The following is a 17,369-nucleotide window of genomic DNA, read 5'->3' as shown; positions in this document are numbered from 1 at the left end:
CCGTTCATGTCGTCACTGACGCAGTAGCGTCTCACGGCTCCTTGACGGCGTGTCCGGCCGGAGCGCGGCAGGGCTCACTCGGGGCAGGCTCGGGGCAAACGGTCATTCCGTTGCCTCCAGCACCTCGGCGCGTTCGTCGAGGTCGCCCGGCTCGGTGAAGCGCAGCTCGACATCGATGAGCGCCCCGTCGGGCAGCGGGAATTCGCCGCTGTAGGCCGTGGAGACCTGGCTCACCGTGTCGCGTCCCACGTCGAGGCCGTAGCCGGACAGCCGGGGGGCGGTCATGGGGATCTCCGCCCGGCCGGCAGGCCTGCCGTCGATGTGGAGCGTGAGACGGGCGGAGCGGTCCGCACGCCGTTCCAGGCGGAAGCCGACCGTTTCCGTCCGCGCCGGGAGCGGTCCCGGTGCGACGCAGTGCACGCGTTCGTCGAGCAGGTGGTGCTCGAAGACGAGGCGTCCTTCCTTGATGTAGAGCACGTATCCGCCCGCGAGGGTGCCGCTGGCGAGGACGACTCCGTCGGCGAGGTGGTGCATGCGGGCGGTCACGCGCATCGATCTGTTGCTGCCGGTCACACCGCTCGCGGCGGGAACGTGGCCGCTTCCGGCTGCCAGGACGATCCGGTCGGTGCCGAGCAGGCCCTGTCCGGTGTCCAGGGCGAGGAGTTCCTTGAGCGGCCGGTCGTCCAGGGGGAAGACGCCGTGGGCGCGGGCCGCTTCCTCCCACAGCGCGCGCAGGTGGGACAGACGGCCCGGCTCGCTCGCAGCGATGTCGTGGCACTCGGAGAAGTCGCCCGAGGTGTCGTACAGACGCCACACGTCCTCCTCGTACGGTGTGCCGGGGACGTGGGTGGTGACTGCCTTCCACTTGTGGTGCCTGATGGCACGGTGGCCCAGCATTTCGAAGTGCTGGGTGTCCCTGGGCGCCGGTGCGGTGGCGTCCTCGAAGGTGCGGGTGATGCTGCGGCCGTCGAAGCTCTCCGGGTCCGCCAGGGTCCCTGCGGCATCCAGCAGGCTGGGCATGATGTCGATGGCGTGCACGAACTGGTCGCGGATCCCTCCCGCGTCGGTGATGTGCCGCGGCCAGTGCACGATGAGCGGTACCCGGACCCCTCCCAGGTCGGTGAACTGCTTGTACAGGCGGAAGGGGGTGTTCCCGGCGGTCGCCCAGCCTTCGGGGTAGTGGGCCGGGCCTTCGGGTCCGCCGAGCCGGTCGAGTCGCTTCAGTTCCTGCTGGACGCTCTGCGGAATCCCGTTGTAAGGGGCGTTGACGTCGACCGCTCCCTGACTGCCGCCTTCCCTGCTGGCTCCGTTGTCGGACATCACCAGGACAACGGTGTTGTCCAGGGCGCCCCACTCTTCGAGGGCCGCGACGACCCGGCCGATCTGCGCGTCGGCGTGTTCGAGGAAGCCGGCGTAGGCGGCCTGGAGGTGGGTGTAGAGGGTCCGCCGGTCATCGTCGAGGTCGGCCCAGGCCGGCACGCCCGGGTCGCGCTCGGTGAGCCCGGTCCCTTCGGGCACCAGACCCGCCTCCACCTGTCGGCGCAAGCGATCGACGCGGGTCCGGTCCCAGCCCTTGGCGAAGGTTTCGAGGTACCGGTCGATGTAAGCCCTGGGCGCCTGAAAGGGCGCGTGCGTGGCTCCCAGTGCGAGGTTCAGGTAGAACGGGCTGTCCGGCCGGTAGGTCCGGTGCTCGCGCAGAAAGCCGATCGCGCGGTCGGCGAGGTCCGCCGAGAGGTGATAGCCCTCGCCCTCGGGTCGCTGGACCTGGTGGTTGTCCTCGTAGAGTTCCGGGGCGTACTGGTCGGTGCAGCCGTCCATGAAGCCGTAGAAGCGGTCGAAGCCGCGTCGCAGCGGCCAGTTGTCGAAGGGCCCGGCCGGGGTGATCTCGTGTCCGGGTGTCAGGTGCCACTTCCCGACCTGGTACGACCCGTAGCCGGAGGGCCGCAGGTGGCTGGGGAGCAGCGGGACGCCGGGATCGATCCGGCCTCGGGAGTTGGCGAATCCCGTGTCGGTGTCCGCGATGAAACGCATGCCGAGGCCGTGGTTGTTGCGGCCGGTCAGCAGGCACGCCCGGGTGGGCGAACACATGGGCGTGACATGGAAGTTGGTGTACCGCAGCCCGCCTGCGGCCAGCGCGTCGATGGTGGGTGTGCGGATCTCGGAGCCGAAGCAGCCGAAGTCCGACCAGCCGGTGTCATCGAGGATCACGGTGAGGATGTTGGGCAGATCGCCACCGGGCTGGGCCGGCCATGAGGGCACCGCTTCGGCAACGGTACGGGCGGGTGCGGCGGACTCACTGGTCGGCACGGTGTTCTCCTGCGGTTCCTTGAGTGGGTTCGGTGTCGGCCGCACAGCGGAAACCGGTGTGGCCGGCGCTGCTGTCCGGCGTGTTCGATGTGCGTGCCGCCACCCGGTATCGGTTGCAGTACGAGGAGTGGCACAGGTAGGAGCCACCCCGGATGACCCGGGCGTCCGCGCGGTCGGGGCCCTGGGGGTTGTCGCGCGTGCGCGGCTCGTCCGGTACGTGCCATGTGGTGCTCCACCAGTCGGAGCACCACTCCCACACGTTCCCGGCGACGTTGTAGAGGCCGTAGCCGTTGGGGCGGAAGGCTGTCACCGGAGCGGTCGCGAGGTAGCCGTCCTCGCCGGAGTTGTGTTGCGGGAAGGCGCCCTGCCAGATGTTGCAGCGGTGCCGTCCTCGTGGGCGCAGTTCGTCGCCCCACGGATAGCGTGCCCCGGCGAGTCCGCCCCTGGCCGCCTTCTCCCATTCGGCTTCGGTGGGCAGCCGCTTGCCGGCCCACGCGGCGTACGCGGAGGCGTCGTTCCAGGAGACGTGTACGACGGGATGCTGGTGGAGTCCCTCCAGGGTGGAACCGGGCCCGTGGGGGTGCAGCCAGGAAGCCCCCTCGACGGCTAGCCACCAGGGCGCTTGCGGAACGCCTCCCCCCGTGATCGCGCCACTGGCCTCGGGGTGGACGAGAGCGTAGAAGACGAACGACCAGCCGTACCGTTCGGCGTCGGTGACGTACCCGGTCTCGCGCACGAAGCGCGAGAACTGCCGGTTGGTGACGGTGTGGGCGTCGATGAGGAACTCAGGTGTCGTCACCGTGCGCACCGGGCCCTCGCCGTCGGCCGCGAAGGCGTCGGCGTCGTCACCTCCCATGCGGAACGGACCGCCGGGAATCCGCACCATCGCTGCCACGCCGTGGACAGGGCCACTCCTCCGGGTGCCGGTCCGGACCGGGGGCCGGGGCAGCCGGTTCGCGGGCGGGTCTCCGCCGGCTTCGCGGACGGGTCCGCAGCACGCACTCATCGCCTGACTCCTTACTACCGGGCCTGTTCACCGCTTGGCTTGGTATCGACCGGTTGGCTTGGCACCGACGACCACTTGGCTTGGTATCGATTCCATAAGCTATGACCCAACCAATGTGGCGTCAAGCTCGTGACCTGCAAGTAAGTGCTTCCACATCTATTGACAGCTCACGCAAGCCGCACTCAGTCTGTCCTGGAATTGATTCCAAACTTAACTGGAGGCGGCTGATGAAGACAGGTTGGGCAGGTTGGGCACAGGCGGATCGGTGGCCACGGCGGCTCGGGCATCTCGGGCATCTCGGGCAGGGAACCCTGGTCGGCGGTGGCGGACAATGACCGACAGCCACGCCACCACGGGGACTCCCCCGACCGAGGACCAGGCCTGGAGAGCGGCGCTGGCCAGCGGGGTCGGGTCGGTCCTGGAGTTCTACGACTTCTTCATCTACAGCCCGCTGGCCGCGCTGGTCTTCGCCCGCATCTTCTTCCCCGCTCAGTCCTCCGGCACCGGCGTCCTGCTGTCACTGGGAACCTTCGCCGTCGGCTTCCTCGCACGCCCCCTCGGCGGGCTGATCGCGGGGCACCTCGGCGACCGGGTGGGGCGCCGGCCGGTACTGATGGCCAGCTTCCTGCTGACCGGCACGGTGACCTTCGCGGTGGGTCTGCTGCCCACCTACGAGCAGATCGGCGTCTGGGCACCGGTCATGCTGGTGTCACTCCGTTTCCTCCAGGGAATCGGACTGGGCGGGGAGTGGGCCGGAGCCGCGCTGCTGGCTGTAGAGCACGCCCCCCAGGGGCGCAAGGCCTTCTTCGGCAGCATCGTCTCGGCGAGCGCGCCCCTGGGGGTCATCCTGGCCAACGGCGTCGTGGCGTTGCTCACCACCACGCTCACCGATGACCAGATGCTCACGTGGGGGTGGCGCGTCCCCTTCCTCATCAGCGCGGTACTGGTCCTCTTCGGATTCGTGCTCCGTCTCAAGGTCGAGGAGAGCCCGGCCTTCGCGCAGACGCGAGCACACGCGAAACCGGCCCGGACACCCCTGCGCATCGCCGTGACGCGCTACCCCAGGTCGATCCTGTCCGTCATCGGTGTGCACGTCGGCCCCACCATGATCGGCTTTCTCAGCGGTGCCTTCCTCGTCGCCTACGCCACCGGCACGATGGGCATCAGCGCGTCGGTGGCACTGTCCGGGAACATCGTCGGCAGCTTCGTCAACATGCTGCTGACCCCGTTCGTGGGACGGCTGGCCGACCGCTTCGGCGAGCGACGGCTCCTGCTGACGGGCGGCTTCGCCATCACCCTGTGGAGCCTGCCCATGGCCTGGCTGCTCACCAGCCACAGCGTCGCAGCCCTGTTCTGCGTCTTCATCGGCAGCTCCGTGCTCCAGGCCATCATGTCCTCGCCCGAACCGTCGTACTTCGCGGGCCTGTTCCCTGCCGATGTCCGCTACAGCGGAATGTCCATCGGTTACCAGACAGCCACCATCATCGGTGGCGGAGTCGGCCCGCTCCTCGCCCAGTCCATGGTCAACAACGCCGACGGGCACCCCTGGCCGGTCGGCGTCCAGACACTGGCGACCGGCCTCGTCGTCCTGGCGGCACTCACCCGGCCACGCACCCGCTCCCGCCCTGCCGAGAAACCGAAGGCGACGGCCCTGACCGGCCCACCCGCCTGAACCGTCGCAACCGGCCCGGCCCCGGGGCCCGGGCGGCGACCATCTGAGGTCACCGTGGGGCTCGACGGCCTACGCGAGGGCCTGTCGGTGGTGCCTCGGGCCCCGGAAAAGCCTTTGCGCAGGCTGCCGTCCGGCTGCTGAGGTGGCCCGGTGACCAAACACGATGGGGCAGCGGCTGTCCGACCGTTGACACTCGCTTGGGTGAGCCGGCACCTGGAGCCCGGCGAACGGATCGTCAGGGCCGACGCGCTGCACGGCGGCATCACTGCCGAAATGCGGAGGCTGACCATCGGCACGCGCGACGGAGATACCCGTGCCCTGGTGCTGCGGACGTTCGTCGACCCGTTCTACGTGGAGCACGCCGAGGACTCGCTCCACAGGGAGGCCGGCGCCCTGACCCAGCTCGCGGACACCGACGTGCCTGCTCCTGAACTGGTAGCGGTTGATCCGACCGCCGCGCATTGCGCGTATCCATCGCTCCTGATGACACATCTGGCGGGCCGGACGGTCCTCGACGACGAGGGACTGGAGACGCGGATTCACCTGCTGGCCCGTCACCTCGTGGCGATCCACGCATTGCGGCCTGTCGACCGGCCCAAGAAGTACGTGACGCTGACGACCGCCGACACTGTCGTCACTCCGCAGGGCGCCGACGTGGCGGCATGGGCCGCGGCGATCGACGTGATCCGCAGGCCGGCGCCGCCTTATGAAGGGCGGTTCCTACACCGGGATTTCCAGCCCGGCAACGTGCTGTTCAACGTGCCGCCCCATGGGCCGGCAGAGGCCCGTGTCACGGGGGTCGTCGACTGGGCAGCGACTTCCTGGGGCCCGGCAGATCTCGACGTGGCGCACTGCTCGACCACCCTCGCACTCCTGCATGGCCCGGAGTGGGGTCTGCGTTTCCCTGAGGTGTACGAGGCGGCCGGCGGTGTGCTGGCCGCGACCGCGGATGAGCGGTTGTACTGGCAGGTGCGGGACGGGCTGGCGAGCTCGGAAGAAGTGCGGCAGGTGGCGCGGCCATGGCGCGAGGCAGGAAGGACAGAGCTGACGACGCCGGTTGTGGAGAAGCGGCTGGATGCCTACGTCACCGCCCTGATGGCCGCGTCGGACTGATCCGTAGCGGCCGGGGGCAGGCACGGCGCGGGCTCGCTAGCCAGCGCAGGGCGGCTGCCGCGTTCCGCGTTCCGTTCCGGTGGCGGAGTTTCGGCCGCACGCCCGCGCTGGGCCCCTGTATTACTCTGCCCAGCCGGTTGGCCGAGTCCGGCGAGACGTCGCTGGAGGCGTTTGTCAGCACCCGGGTGCTCGCCGACGCCCGCCGACACCCATCGCGTGGTTGTCGTCTACGTGCTGCTGGATCACAGTGAGTGGCGGGTGGACACGCAGGGGGTGAGACTGGAGATGCCTGACGTGGCGGAGGAGCTGCTGACGGTCCACGGGCACCGGCCCGGCCACGGTCACCCGCCCGGTCCAAGGCCAACCGCCGGAAGTCGGCCCTCGCCAACCCGGCCCCGTGACTGCCCTGCCCGCCCGCCCCTCTCGTAGCCGCAATCGTCTCATGCGGAGCACATACCGCACCGGAGTGACTCGAAGTTCACGATGTGGGTACCGGTAGACGAGCCCTGACGCGCGAGCGGCGGCCGGGTGCCCTGCGGCCCGGTTCCCTGCCCGGAGGAGAGACCACGATGGCGCACGAAGACGACGACCGGCAGGCCGTGCCGGACACGCACACGCACACGCCGGAGACACGCACCGACGGCGGCGGCGTCACGCACCGTCGGCCGCTGCGGGAGCAGCACGTCGAGGAGACGGTGGAGATCGCGGTGCCGGTGCGGACGGCGTACAACCAGTGGACGCAGTTCAAGGCCTTCCCGCGTTTCTCGACCGTGGTGCGATCCGTCGAGCAGATCAGGCCCACCGTGACCGCCTGGACCATCGGCTACGGGCCGCTGCGCCACCGTTTCGCGGTCGAGATCGTGGAGCAGGACCCCGATGCCTACCTGGCCTGGCGCGGACTGGAGCAGAGCCCCTCCCACCAGGGCGAGGTCGAGTTCAGGCCGACGGAGTCCGGCGGCACGGCGATCACCGTCCGGATGCTCCTGGAACCGCGGGGAGCCGCGAGTATCCTCACCCGTTCGTCCGGGGCCGCTAGGCTGACCGCCCGCCTGTTGCGCGGTGAGCTGATGAACTTCAAGCATTTCATCGAAGGACTGGGCCAAGAGGGCGGCGCCTGGCGCAGCACCATCCGCAACGGCCGCGTGCAGCACGATCACCCGGAACCGCCCAGGAGCCGCGTGGCCCAGTGGCCCGTCGGCTGAGCGGCGTGCCGTACACGGAACGAGAAAGGCGAACCGATGCAGAACCCGTCCGGCGAGGAGCCGGAGACCACCCTCTCCGTGACGCCGCCGAAGAAGTGGGCTGCCGGAGTCCCCGCGGTCGTGCACGCGCTGGAGTACTCCCTGGAGCAGACTTCCCCGAGGAAGACCGGGGTGGACCTGCTGACCATGAACCAGGTGGGCGGGATCGACTGCCCCGGCTGCGCGTGGGCGGACCCGGCACCGGGCAAGCGCCATCGCAACGAGTACTGCGAGAACGGCGCCAAGCACATCAACGACGAGGCCACCACACGCAGGGTCACCGCCGACTTCTTCCGTGAGCACAGCGTCTCCGACCTCGCCGCCTGCTCCGACATGTGGCTCAACCAGCAGGGGCGGCTCACCGAGCCGATGATCAAGCTGCCCGGCTCCGATCACTATGAGCCGATCGGCTGGCACGACGCCCTGGGAGTCCTCGCGCGGGAGCTGAAGGCGCTGGCCTCCCCCGACGAGGCCGTCTTCTACACCTCCGGCCGCGCCAGCAATGAGGCCGCCTTCGTCCTGCAGCTCTTCGCCCGCGCCTTCGGCACCAACAACCTGCCCGATTGCAGCAACATGTGCCACGAATCCAGCGGCTTCGCCCTGAGCGAGACCCTGGGCACCGGCAAGGGCACCGTCGGTCTCGACGACCTCCACCACGCCGACCTCATCTTCCTGGTGGGTCAGAACCCGGGCACCAATCACCCTCGCCAGCTCACCGCCCTGGAGGAGGCCAAGCGCAATGGCGGCCGGATCGTGGCGGTCAACCCGCTGCCCGAGGCCGGGCTGCGGCGCTTCAAGAACCCGCAGAAACCCCGCGGCATCCTCGGACGCGGCACACAGATCGCCGACCGCTTCCTGCACATCAAGCCCGGCGGTGACCTCGCCCTGTTCCAGGCCCTCAACCGCCTGCTGCTTGAGGCCGAGGACGCGCGGCCCGGCACCGTCCTGGACCACGCCTTCATCGACGCCCACACCACTGGCTTCGAGGAGTTCGCCCAGTACGCCCGCACCGTCGACTGGGACGACGTGTGCGCCGCGACCGGACTGACCCGCGAGGAGATCGAGAAGGTCCGCGACGAGGTCCTGCGCAGCGAACGCGTCATCGTCTGCTGGGCGATGGGCATCACCCAGCACAAGCACGGCGTGCCCACCATCCGGGAGATCGTCAACTTCCTGATGCTGCGCGGCAATCTGGGGCGCGCCGGTGCCGGCGCCTGTCCGGTGCGCGGGCACAGCAACGTCCAGGGTGACCGCACCATGGGCATCTGGGAGCAGATGCCGGACACCTTCCTCGATGCCCTGCAAAAGGAGTTCGGTTTCGATCCGCCGCGCCCGCACGGACTGGACTCGGTGAACTCGATCAAGGCGATGCGCGAGGGCCGCGTCAAGGTCTTCCTCGCCCTGGCGGGCAACTTCGTCCGGGCCGCTCCCGACAGCGAGGTCACCGAGGAGGCGATGCGCTCATGTCGGCTGACCGCCCATATCTCCACCAAGCTCAACCGCTCGCACACCGTCTGCGGCGACACCGCGCTGATCCTGCCCACCCTGGGACGCACGGAGCGTGACGTCCAGGCCGACGGCGAGCAGTTCGTCACCGTCGAGAACTCCATGAGCGAGGTGCACACCTCCCAGGGCCGCCTGGAGCCTGCCTCTCCGCTGCTGCTCAGCGAGGTCGCCATCCTGTGCCGGCTCGCCCGCCGCACCCTGGACGGCAAGGCGGACATCCCCTGGGAAAATTTCGAGGGCGACTACGGCACCATCCGCGACCGGATCTCCCGCGTCGTGCCCGGCTTCCACGAGTACAACGCACGGGTGTCACGCCCCGGGGGCTTCCAACTGCCCAACCCGGTCAACGAGGGCGTCTTCAACAACAAGGTCGGCAAGGCCCTGTTCACCCGCAACGAGCGCGTCGTCCCCCGGGCGCCGAAGGGTCATCTGCTGTTGCAGACGCTGCGATCGCATGACCAGTGGAACACCGTCCCCTACACCAACAACGACCGCTACCGCGGTATCCACGGCAGCCGCCACGTCGTGCTCGTCAACCCGGCCGACCTGACCGAACTCGGCCTCGCCGAAGGCGACCGTGTCGACCTGGTGAGCGTCTGGGCGGACGGCACCGAACGCGGCACCGAACGCCGGGCCGAGAACTTCGCAATCGTGCCCTACCCCGCCGCCAAGGGTTCGGCCGCCGCCTACTATCCGGAGACGAACGTGCTGGTGCCGCTGGACAGCGTCGCCGACATCAGCAATCAGCCCACGTCGAAGGGCATCGTCGTCCGCCTCGAACCCGTTCTTGACCGCACCCGGCCCGCGCCCGCCTGACCGAGTCATCGGTTTCAGGCCGTACGGACCGGCTGGTCACCGGTGAGTTCGGAGGAACCCTCCAGGAGCACCAACGCCAACCCCGTCTTCGTGCGCCGCGTGCTCGGACCACTTCGGAGCCATGCCTTCGACGATCCGCGCCACACTCGGCCGCACCGCCGGCCGAACCGCCCGCCGTGGGGCCCGCGTTCGGGGCGCCGTCGGCCCGGCAGCGCGGGCGAGGTTGCCGCGCTCCAGGCGCGTGTAGTACTCGACGCTCACCCCGGCGAGCGTGGCGAGCTCTCCCCTGCGCAGTCCGGGCACCCGGCGCTGACCGTACGTCGGCAGGCAGGCCGCACGACGGGTGGGGGACCTGCCAAGTACCCCTCACAGCATGGACTCCCCCGTCACCGTCGTCTCGCCTTGCATGGTGCGTGCCCCGGTACTCCGGGGCCCGACCGGTGCGAGGACGTACGCGCCCCGATCGGCGGCGCACGAACCACTGACAGGCGATGTGCCCGAACAGCTTCCCTACGGCGGCGTGCACCAGGGCCGCGAGGCACCACCCACACCACCGGTGAGCAGTTCCCGCTGACGTGGTGCGCGCCGCAGACCGCTTCGCCGACAGCCATGAACGCGGCCGAGCGGCGGGTGTTGGCGGCGGGGGCGCAGGTCTTCCCGCGCTCCCCGCCGCCAACATCCGCGGCGCCGATGCCCAAGGCCGCCGCGCCGTCCATGCCCTACGCGGCCGTTGTGAGTTCCGCGCGGCCGAACAGCAGGGCGTAACCGGTGGGGAGCTGGTGGAGGATGCGGGTGATCAGTTCGGGGCCGGCGTAGGCGGCGACGGCGGAGAAGACGGATCCGGTGTCCCAGCGGGCGGTGGCCAGGGAGGCGCCGGTGCGGGCGGTGAGGTCCTTGACGAAGGCCCAGCCGGTCAGGGGCTGGGGGGCGGGGATCTGGGCGGTCAGCACGCGTGCGGCTTCTATGGGCAGGCTCGCGGCCAGGTCGACGCGTTCGTCGCCGGTCAGCTGGCGCCCGAGTCCGGCAAGGACCATGCGGGCGGCTTGGTCTGCCTTCTCGCGGGTGGGGTATGCGCCCTGGTGGCGGACCTTCTCCAGCATCTGCTCGTATGCCGTCCCGTACGTCTGCTGGTGCGGTGCGTGCCGGTCGGAGATCACTGGGGTGGTTGCCTTTCTTTCTGTGGCCGGTGCTCGGGCACCGGGGTCGGATGGTCAGGTGGGCTGGGGGCGGCCGAAGAGCAGGTCGTAGCCGGTGGGGAGCTGGAGCAGGATCTGGCCCAGCAGGTCCTCGCCGGCGGCGTCGGCGACGGTGGACAGCACGGCGCTCACGTCCCAGGCCGCGGTCCGCTCGGTGGCGCCTTCGATCCACGCGGCGGTCGCGCGGACGAACCGCTCCGGGGGCAGCGGCTCGGCGCTCTGCAGCGGGTTGAGCAGGATCAGGGCGTACTCCTCCGGCAGGCGCGCCGCGAGCTGGGCGCGGACGTCGCCGACCAGGTGCGCGCCGAGGAGGGCGAGCACCACACGGGCCGCGCGCTCGGCTTCCTGGTGAGTGTCGTATTCGCCGCGTTCCTTCACATGGCCGAGGAACGCTTCGCGTCGCAGGGTCATCTCGGCCGCCACCCTTCTTCTTCGGACTGTGCACGGGGTGCGGAGAGGGGGTGCGGAGAGCGGGGTGGGAGGGAGATCAGTTGCCCGCCCTCCGCGACCGTCCGGCCGGTGTCAGCCGGAGATCTCCTTGCGGTCGGATTCGACGCCGATGGAGATCTTGCGGGGCTTGGCGCGCTCGGCGATCGGGATGCGCAGGGTGAGCACGCCCGCGTCGTAGTCGGCCCGGATGTGTTCGGTGTCGAGAGTGTCGGCGAGCACGATCTGGCGCGAGAAGACACCCAGCGGCCGCTCGGACAGTTCCATCTGCACGTCGTCGGCCTTCGCCATCGGCCGCCGCTCGGCCTTGACGGTGAGCATGTTCCGCTCGACGTCGATGTCGATCGCGTCCGAGGTGACGCCCGGGAGGTCGAAGGCCACGACATACTCGTCGCCCTCGCGGTAGGCGTCCATCGGCATCGCCGACGGGCGGGACCACGTGCCCGGGCCCATCAGCTGCTGCGCCAGCCGGTCCAGCTCACGGAAGGGGTCAGTGCGCATCAACATGGTGAGAACACCTCCAGCAGGTTCAGGCAGTGGCTGCCAATGCGCTTCACTGACACCGTTGTAACATGTCATCCAATGGATGACAACCACAGTGTCGTCCACGTGATGACATCAAATGACATCAAAGGGAGGTGTCCGTGGCCACAGCCGACAAGCCGTCCACGACCAGTACGAACGCCCACAGCCCGGCGTCGTTCCTCGCCGCCGCGGCGGCCCTGCACGCCATAGACGACGCCCTGCGTGACGCCCAGCGAGAGTCCGCGGAGACCCCCGACGCAGTCGGCCCCGGGCCGGAGCAGGCCCTGGCCTCCCTGATGCTGCTGCGGGAGGTGCGCGAGCGACTCGCGGGATGGGAGACCGGCCTGATCGAAACCGCCCGCGACGCGGGAGCCAGCTGGGCCGACCTCGCCCACCCTCTCGGCGTCGCCAGCCGCCAGGCCGCCGAACGCCGCTACCTGCGCGGCTGCCCCGGCCCCGCCGGAACCACCGGCGAGCAACGCGTCCAGGCCACCCGTGAACGCCGCGCCGCCGAACGGACCACAGCCACGTGGGCCCGCCGCAACGCGGCAGACCTGCGCCGCATCGCCGGCCAGATCACCGCCCTCACCGACCTGCCCGCCACGGCCGGCCTCCCGCTCAGCCAGCTCCACGCGGCCCTCGCCCATGACGACCCCGCCGAGCTCATCCCCCCTCTCAACGCCACCCGCCCCCACCTGACCACCACCCACCCCGACCTCGCCGAACAGCTCAACGCCCTCACACCGCCCTGACGACATCACGGGACCTCGGCCGAAGCCGAAGACCATGCGGGCTTTCCGGTCCCGAGGGTCATGCTGGCCGGCGTGCCTGGGTCGTAGGCGTCACTCCCCCACTCGGGGGAGGGCAAGCAACCTGGCGGTTGATGTCACGCCGCGGCAGCTGCTGCGATGGTCGGTGCATGCTCGATGCGACGGGGATGACGACTGCGCCTTGGCGCATGTGGTGGCAGCGGTGGCCGTACTGGGTGGGCCGCGCCGCGACGGTGTGGGCTGTGCTGTACGCCGCCTTCGGCCTGGCCTGCGCGTTGAGCGGGACGCCGCCGTTCCACCTGGGCGGTGCCCCGGGGTCCTCGACGTTGGGCTGGGCGGTCGCGGCGGTGGGGGCGCTGGCAGCGGTGGCTTGCGGTGCGCATGCGCGGTTGGGGTTGCGGCCGGCGTTGCGAGTGCTGCTGTGGGTTCTCTGCGCGCTGACCGGGATCGGCGCGTTCGGCCTGCTGATGGACGTCATCACCCTGGTCTTCGGCCAGGGGGTGGACAGTGGGGTGGCCGCTGTGAACCACGCGCTGTCGGCGGCCGGGGGCCTGCTGCTCGCGGCCACCGCCCGGTCCGACCGCCGCCCGTCCTCGGCGGCTGGTGCGGTAGCCCCCTCCGCCGCCTCCCGACCGGTCCAACTCGCCGCCTGCGCCGGAACGGTGGCCTTTCTCCCCTACGTGGCGATGAAGCTCATCTGGGCATCCGGCGGCACCTTCGCCGGAATCGCCGGCGAAGAGATGCTCGCGATCTCCAAGCGCAACGGTGCGTCGGGGATCTGGCTCACCCTGGACTCCTGGGGCCTGGACGGCACCGTGTTGCTGGCCGCGCTCGGTGTCTTCCTGCTGTGGGGCCTGGTCCGCCCGTGGGGTCAGGTCTTTCCACGCTGGACTCCGTGGTTGCGTGGCCGGCGCGTTCCCCGCTGGCTCCCCCTGACCCCGGCCTTGATCGGCGCTGCCACTCTGGCCCCGTACGGGGTACTCGGGGTCGGCTACGTGACTCTGGCCACGGTCGACGTGGTCACGATACGGCGCGGTGACTTCCCCTCCTCGGACGACGCACTGCTGGTCGGCTGGATCGGCATGGCCGCGTTCGCCGTCTACGGGGTCGCACTCATCGTCGCCACCCGGTCGTACTGGGCCCGGACCCATTCCATCCGCAGGAGCGCGTGACCGCGGGGGGGGAGACGCGCAGTCGATCCAGCGCGCCGTCTCATTCATGCGTCCTCTATGTGAGACAACATTTTGCGATCTGAGCGGGATGTCTAAGGTGGAGCGCATGTTCGGACCCGCTCGTCACCTCGCTCTCGCGCTCTTCGCGGCCACGCCGTGGAGCGTCGACGACGCGCTCTGTCGCCGCTGACCCATCGGTCGCTGACCCATCGGGCACTGCCCCGTCAGCCGCTGACCAGTCGGCCTCTGCCCCGTCGGCCGCTGACCATCAACCGGCGCTGATGTCCCGCTCCGCGCTCACGCGACCACAGCCTGAGCCTGTCCGACCTCCCCTCCCGTTCCCGGAGACCGCCTTGACCACCGCTCCCGATGCCGGGGCGCCGCCACGGCCCGCCCTGCTCGTCCCTCCCCCCACCTCTGCCCCCGCCCCTCAGGCCGAGGCCTTGCCGTCGGTCCGGCGGCTGCCGCTGGCGGTCGCCGGTGTCATCGGCGCCGCGCTCGCCGGCTACGTCTTCGCGGAGCACGGGGCCAAACCCGGCGTCCTGCTGCTGCTCGGCATCGGACTCGGGTTCGCCCTGTTCCACTCCCGGTTCGGCTTCACCTCCGCCTGGCGGCAGCTGGTGGCCGTCGGCAACGGCACCGGCCTGCGCGCCCACACCCTGCTGCTCGGCACCACCGCAACGCTCTTCGCCCTGATCATCGGCACCGGCAGCGGCCTGTTCGGCTCGGTGCCCACGCCCAGCGCCGGACCGATCGGCGTGGCGCTGCTCGTCGGCGCCTTCCTCTTCGCCATCGGCATGCAGCTCGGCGGCGCCTGCGCCTCCGGGACCCTCTTCGCCGTCGGTTCCGGCCAGGGCACCATCGTGCTCACCCTCCTCGGCTTCATCACCGGCTCCACCCTCGCCGCCTGGCAGTTCGGCCTCTGGAACAACCTGCCCGCGCTCGACCCGTACGTACTGTCCGACCACATCGGCTGGTTCGGCTCCTGGGCAGTGACGATCGCGGCGCTCGCCGCGATCTGGTTCACCGCCCGCGCCGTACAAGCCCGCCGCAATCCCCCGCCGGTCGGCACACCGCCATCAGCACGCGGCGCTCTTCGCCGTACGGTGCGGGGTTCCTGGCCACTGGCCGCAGGCGCCCTGGTGCTGGCGATACTGGGCGCAGGTGTACTGCTCGTCTCGGGCGGCGCCTGGGGCATCACCAGCGCGTTCGCCCTCTGGGGCGCCAAGGTCGTGGACGCGCTCGGCGGCTCGCCGGAGACCTGGGCCTTCTGGCAGCAGCCCGGCAGCGCGGCCCAGCTGTCCGGGCCGGTGCTGGCCGACAAGAACAGCCTCACCGACATCGGCATCATGGTCGGCGCGGCCGTCGCCGCGGCCGCCGGCGGCATGTGGCGGCTGCACCGCAACATCCCCGCCCGCACAGCGCTCGCCGCCGTCATCGGCGGCATCCTGATGGGCGTCGGTGCCCGCCTGGCCGACGGCTGCAACATCGGCGCCTACCTCGCCGGCATCGCCTCCGGCTCCCTCCACGGCTGGATCTGGGCGCTCGTAGCCATCCTCGGCACCTGGGCCGGCCTGCGCCTGCGCCCGCTGTTCGGCCTGGGCAACCCGAAGCCGACCGACAGCGTCTGCTGACCTGCCGGCGGCCGGCATCGGCGTCCATCCACAGCGCTCAGCCGTCGAGTGGGGCACGCACGACGAGTCGGCCTTCGACAACGGAGCCATCCGGGAACGGGCGCGGGGTGATGAGTATCCGCAGTATGCCGGCGCCCGCCACCACGGCAGCCAGGTGCAGCACCGCGGCGACCGCGAGGTTTTCCGGCGGTGTGATGTCGGCGGGATGGGCCAGCGCGACAAACAGTGTGACGGGCAGTTTCCAGCCGCTCCATGCGAAAAGGGACCCTGATCCGAGCCAGCCCACCGTCAGCGGGAGCCACCGGGGCATCCGGGTGGGACGTGTCCGGGCGACGGTCTGGACGGCAGCGGCAGCGGCCAGCGCCCACAGGGCGCCCAGGCCGGTCAGCAGGTACCCATCGGTTTGCCGCTCGGCCGGGTGGGCAATTCCCAAGGTGCCGCCGACTGCCCAGTACAGCCAGACCAGGCCGACCACGGCAGCCAGCACAGCTGCCCATGGCAGGGCTGTCCGGGTGCCGTCCCCCACTCGCCCGGCAAACGCCTCCGGCCAGCGTCGCCGCAGGTAGGCGGGGAGCGCGATGGCAAGGCCCAGCCCCATCCCCACGAAGCTGAACTGGATCAGGGCTGACATCCAGTCGGTCGTGGCAGAGCCGTCATTTCCGCTGTCGGCCGAGTCGCCGCGCGCGGACTCAAGCAGCGTACTGAGCACGGCGTACGGAAGGATCGATACGAGAAACCCAGACCCCGTCCAGGCACAGAACACCACCAGCCACCCCGGTATCCGCATCCCCCACGGCCGTACCAGGGCGAGCGCCAGAGTGATACCGATCCCCGCCATGCCGATGGTCACCGTATTGAGAAGCACCCAACCGGCTTGGCTGTAACCATCCGGGGTCGGCACCACTCCCAGAAGCGAACCGGCCACCCACGACATCTTGATCAACAGATACGGCAACAGTGCCAGCGCAGCCCCGTATGCCGCGCAGCGCCCGACCCGGTCCCAGCGTTCCACCCGAGAATCCCTTCACTCAACAGGAATCCCAGCTTCGGACGCCGCCCCACCCGGACACATCCGCCCGTGGAAGCGTTCGCCTCCCCCATCCGACGGAGCCCACTCTCATCACGGGAGCTACGGGAGCCACGTGCGCTACGGGAGCTACGGGCGCTACTGCTGCCGGCCGCGAGGGACCTGATGGACCTCATGGACGCTGACGGCATACCCGCCGCCCTCATAGGGGTGGGCGTCCCACGTCGCGAAGCGGTCGACCAAGGTGAGGCCCGCTTCGGCGCAGTAGGCGTCGTACTCGGGCAGTGTGATGGTGGGCGGTACCGGCAGGTGGGCCGCGTCCAGGCCGAATCCGGCGACCAGGAGGCCGCCCGGCCGCAGAGTCGCCGCCAAGCGCCTGACCACCGCGGCCTCCGTACCCGTGGCAAGGAGCGGGAAGATGTTGCCGGCCGCGACCACGAGGTCGAAGTCCGCGGCGATATGGAACTCAGCCAGGTCGAGGGCGGCCAGGTCGGCCTGGATCCAGGGCAGTTCTGGCGCCTGCCTGCGCGCCACGGCCAACATGGAAGCGTCGAGGTCGACCCCGACGCAGTCGTACCCCAGCTCCGCCAACCGGATCATGATCCGGCCGGTGCCGCACCCGGCATCCAGCACCCGCGCCCCGGCGGGCACCAGCGCAGCACACAATCGTGCCTCACCGTGCATGTCCTTACCGCTGCCGGCCAACGCCGCGAACCGGGCCGCGTAGTCCTCTCCGGACGTCCCACCAGTCAGCTCTTCCCAACGACTCATAGGGGACAACATAGGTGAGCGGCACACCTGCGATGCACGCAGCCCAGCCGCGGCACCGCGGCGACGGAATGACGAGGCGGGGGGGCGAGAACAAGAAAAGGTCCGGGCGTCACCGCCCCCCCCCAAACTCTGCTGAGGGAGGGGGGAGGTCGAGCTCCACAAGTCT

At 70.1% G+C, this 17,369-nt stretch carries 14 protein-coding genes; 7 read left to right on the top strand and 7 right to left on the bottom strand.

What is annotated here, in order from left to right; genetic code table 11:
- Positions 1 to 102 precede the first annotated feature (102 nt).
- The gene (locus tag ACZ6JY_RS32725) at positions 103 to 2,307 is read right to left on the bottom strand and encodes an arylsulfatase (RefSeq protein ID WP_469201766.1); all 2,205 of its coding nucleotides are present in this window, start codon (positions 2,305 to 2,307) and stop codon (positions 103 to 105) included.
- Positions 2,294 to 3,313: a formylglycine-generating enzyme family protein gene (locus ACZ6JY_RS32720; RefSeq protein ID WP_469201765.1), complete on the bottom strand. Its 1,020-nt coding sequence runs from the start codon at positions 3,311 to 3,313 to the stop codon at positions 2,294 to 2,296. The genes ACZ6JY_RS32725 and ACZ6JY_RS32720 overlap by 14 nt, the downstream gene beginning before the upstream one ends.
- A 331-nt stretch (positions 3,314 to 3,644) precedes the next feature.
- On the opposite strand from ACZ6JY_RS32720, the gene ACZ6JY_RS32715 reads away from it, so the two are divergent.
- The 4 genes from ACZ6JY_RS32715 (at position 3,645) to ACZ6JY_RS32700 (ending at position 9,661) form a co-directional block, all read left to right on the top strand.
- Positions 3,645 to 4,985, top strand: coding sequence for an MFS transporter (locus ACZ6JY_RS32715; RefSeq protein ID WP_469201763.1), 1,341 nt, complete (start codon positions 3,645 to 3,647; stop codon positions 4,983 to 4,985).
- Between the two features lie 150 nt (positions 4,986 to 5,135).
- A complete protein-coding gene (locus tag ACZ6JY_RS32710; protein ID WP_469201761.1) occupies positions 5,136 to 6,098 on the top strand; it encodes a phosphotransferase family protein in 963 nt (320 codons plus the stop codon).
- A gap of 569 nt (positions 6,099 to 6,667) precedes the next feature.
- Entirely contained in the window at positions 6,668 to 7,300 is a 633-nt protein-coding gene (locus tag ACZ6JY_RS32705; RefSeq protein ID WP_469201759.1) for an SRPBCC family protein, read from the top strand.
- A 36-nt stretch (positions 7,301 to 7,336) separates the two neighbouring features.
- Positions 7,337 to 9,661, top strand: a complete 2,325-nt coding sequence (locus ACZ6JY_RS32700) for an FdhF/YdeP family oxidoreductase (RefSeq protein ID WP_469201757.1) — start codon at positions 7,337 to 7,339, stop codon at positions 9,659 to 9,661.
- 719 nt (positions 9,662 to 10,380) lie between these two features.
- Here ACZ6JY_RS32700 and ACZ6JY_RS32695 read toward each other — a convergent pair.
- The 3 genes from ACZ6JY_RS32695 to ACZ6JY_RS32685 all read right to left on the bottom strand — a co-directional run bounded on the left by ACZ6JY_RS32695 (position 10,381) and on the right by ACZ6JY_RS32685 (position 11,811).
- Positions 10,381 to 10,818 (bottom strand): DUF2267 domain-containing protein, encoded by a 438-nt coding sequence (locus tag ACZ6JY_RS32695; protein ID WP_469201756.1) that lies wholly within the window; start codon positions 10,816 to 10,818, stop codon positions 10,381 to 10,383.
- Positions 10,819 to 10,872: 54 nt separating this feature from the next.
- Entirely contained in the window at positions 10,873 to 11,268 is a 396-nt protein-coding gene (locus tag ACZ6JY_RS32690) for a DUF2267 domain-containing protein (protein ID WP_469201754.1), read from the bottom strand.
- A 111-nt stretch (positions 11,269 to 11,379) separates the two neighbouring features.
- Complete coding sequence (locus ACZ6JY_RS32685; protein WP_469201752.1) at positions 11,380 to 11,811, bottom strand: Hsp20/alpha crystallin family protein; 432 nt, start codon at positions 11,809 to 11,811, stop codon at positions 11,380 to 11,382.
- Positions 11,812 to 11,948: 137 nt separating this feature from the next.
- On the opposite strand from ACZ6JY_RS32685, the gene ACZ6JY_RS32680 reads away from it, so the two are divergent.
- From ACZ6JY_RS32680 to ACZ6JY_RS32670, 3 genes are all read left to right on the top strand, one after another.
- Entirely contained in the window at positions 11,949 to 12,581 is a 633-nt protein-coding gene (locus ACZ6JY_RS32680; protein WP_469201750.1) for a type III effector protein, read from the top strand.
- Between the two features lie 185 nt (positions 12,582 to 12,766).
- Entirely contained in the window at positions 12,767 to 13,771 is a 1,005-nt protein-coding gene (locus ACZ6JY_RS32675) for a hypothetical protein (protein ID WP_469201748.1), read from the top strand.
- Between the two features lie 353 nt (positions 13,772 to 14,124).
- A complete protein-coding gene (locus ACZ6JY_RS32670; protein WP_469201746.1) occupies positions 14,125 to 15,405 on the top strand; it encodes a YeeE/YedE family protein in 1,281 nt (426 codons plus the stop codon).
- Between the two features lie 37 nt (positions 15,406 to 15,442).
- On the opposite strand, the gene ACZ6JY_RS32665 is transcribed toward ACZ6JY_RS32670, so the two are convergent.
- Together ACZ6JY_RS32665 and ACZ6JY_RS32660 are read right to left on the bottom strand one after the other, a co-directional pair.
- A complete protein-coding gene (locus ACZ6JY_RS32665; protein ID WP_469201743.1) occupies positions 15,443 to 16,417 on the bottom strand; it encodes a hypothetical protein in 975 nt (324 codons plus the stop codon).
- A 153-nt stretch (positions 16,418 to 16,570) separates the two neighbouring features.
- Complete coding sequence (locus ACZ6JY_RS32660) at positions 16,571 to 17,203, bottom strand: class I SAM-dependent methyltransferase (RefSeq protein ID WP_469201741.1); 633 nt, start codon at positions 17,201 to 17,203, stop codon at positions 16,571 to 16,573.
- Between the last annotated feature and the right edge of the window lie 166 nt (positions 17,204 to 17,369).

It is taken from the genome of Streptomyces sp. NPDC046335 (genome assembly GCF_055587985.1).
The sequence above is the reverse complement of the archived record's forward strand: the minus strand, read 5'-3'. Positions and strand labels throughout refer to the sequence as shown.

Bases quoted from the DNA above. Each gene is read 5' to 3' on its own strand.
- ACZ6JY_RS32660 (WP_469201741.1), bottom strand. From the start codon at position 17,203: ATGAGTCGTTGGGAAGAGCTGACTGGTGGGACGTCCGGAGAGGACTAC.
- ACZ6JY_RS32700 (WP_469201757.1), top strand. From the start codon at position 7,337: ATGCAGAACCCGTCCGGCGAGGAGCCGGAGACCACCCTCTCCGTGACG.
- ACZ6JY_RS32715 (WP_469201763.1), top strand. From the start codon at position 3,645: ATGACCGACAGCCACGCCACCACGGGGACTCCCCCGACCGAGGACCAG.
- ACZ6JY_RS32705 (WP_469201759.1), top strand. From the start codon at position 6,668: ATGGCGCACGAAGACGACGACCGGCAGGCCGTGCCGGACACGCACACG.
- ACZ6JY_RS32685 (WP_469201752.1), bottom strand. From the start codon at position 11,811: ATGTTGATGCGCACTGACCCCTTCCGTGAGCTGGACCGGCTGGCGCAG.
- ACZ6JY_RS32675 (WP_469201748.1), top strand. From the start codon at position 12,767: ATGACGACTGCGCCTTGGCGCATGTGGTGGCAGCGGTGGCCGTACTGG.
- ACZ6JY_RS32720 (WP_469201765.1), bottom strand. From the start codon at position 3,313: ATGAGTGCGTGCTGCGGACCCGTCCGCGAAGCCGGCGGAGACCCGCCC.
- ACZ6JY_RS32690 (WP_469201754.1), bottom strand. From the start codon at position 11,268: ATGACCCTGCGACGCGAAGCGTTCCTCGGCCATGTGAAGGAACGCGGC.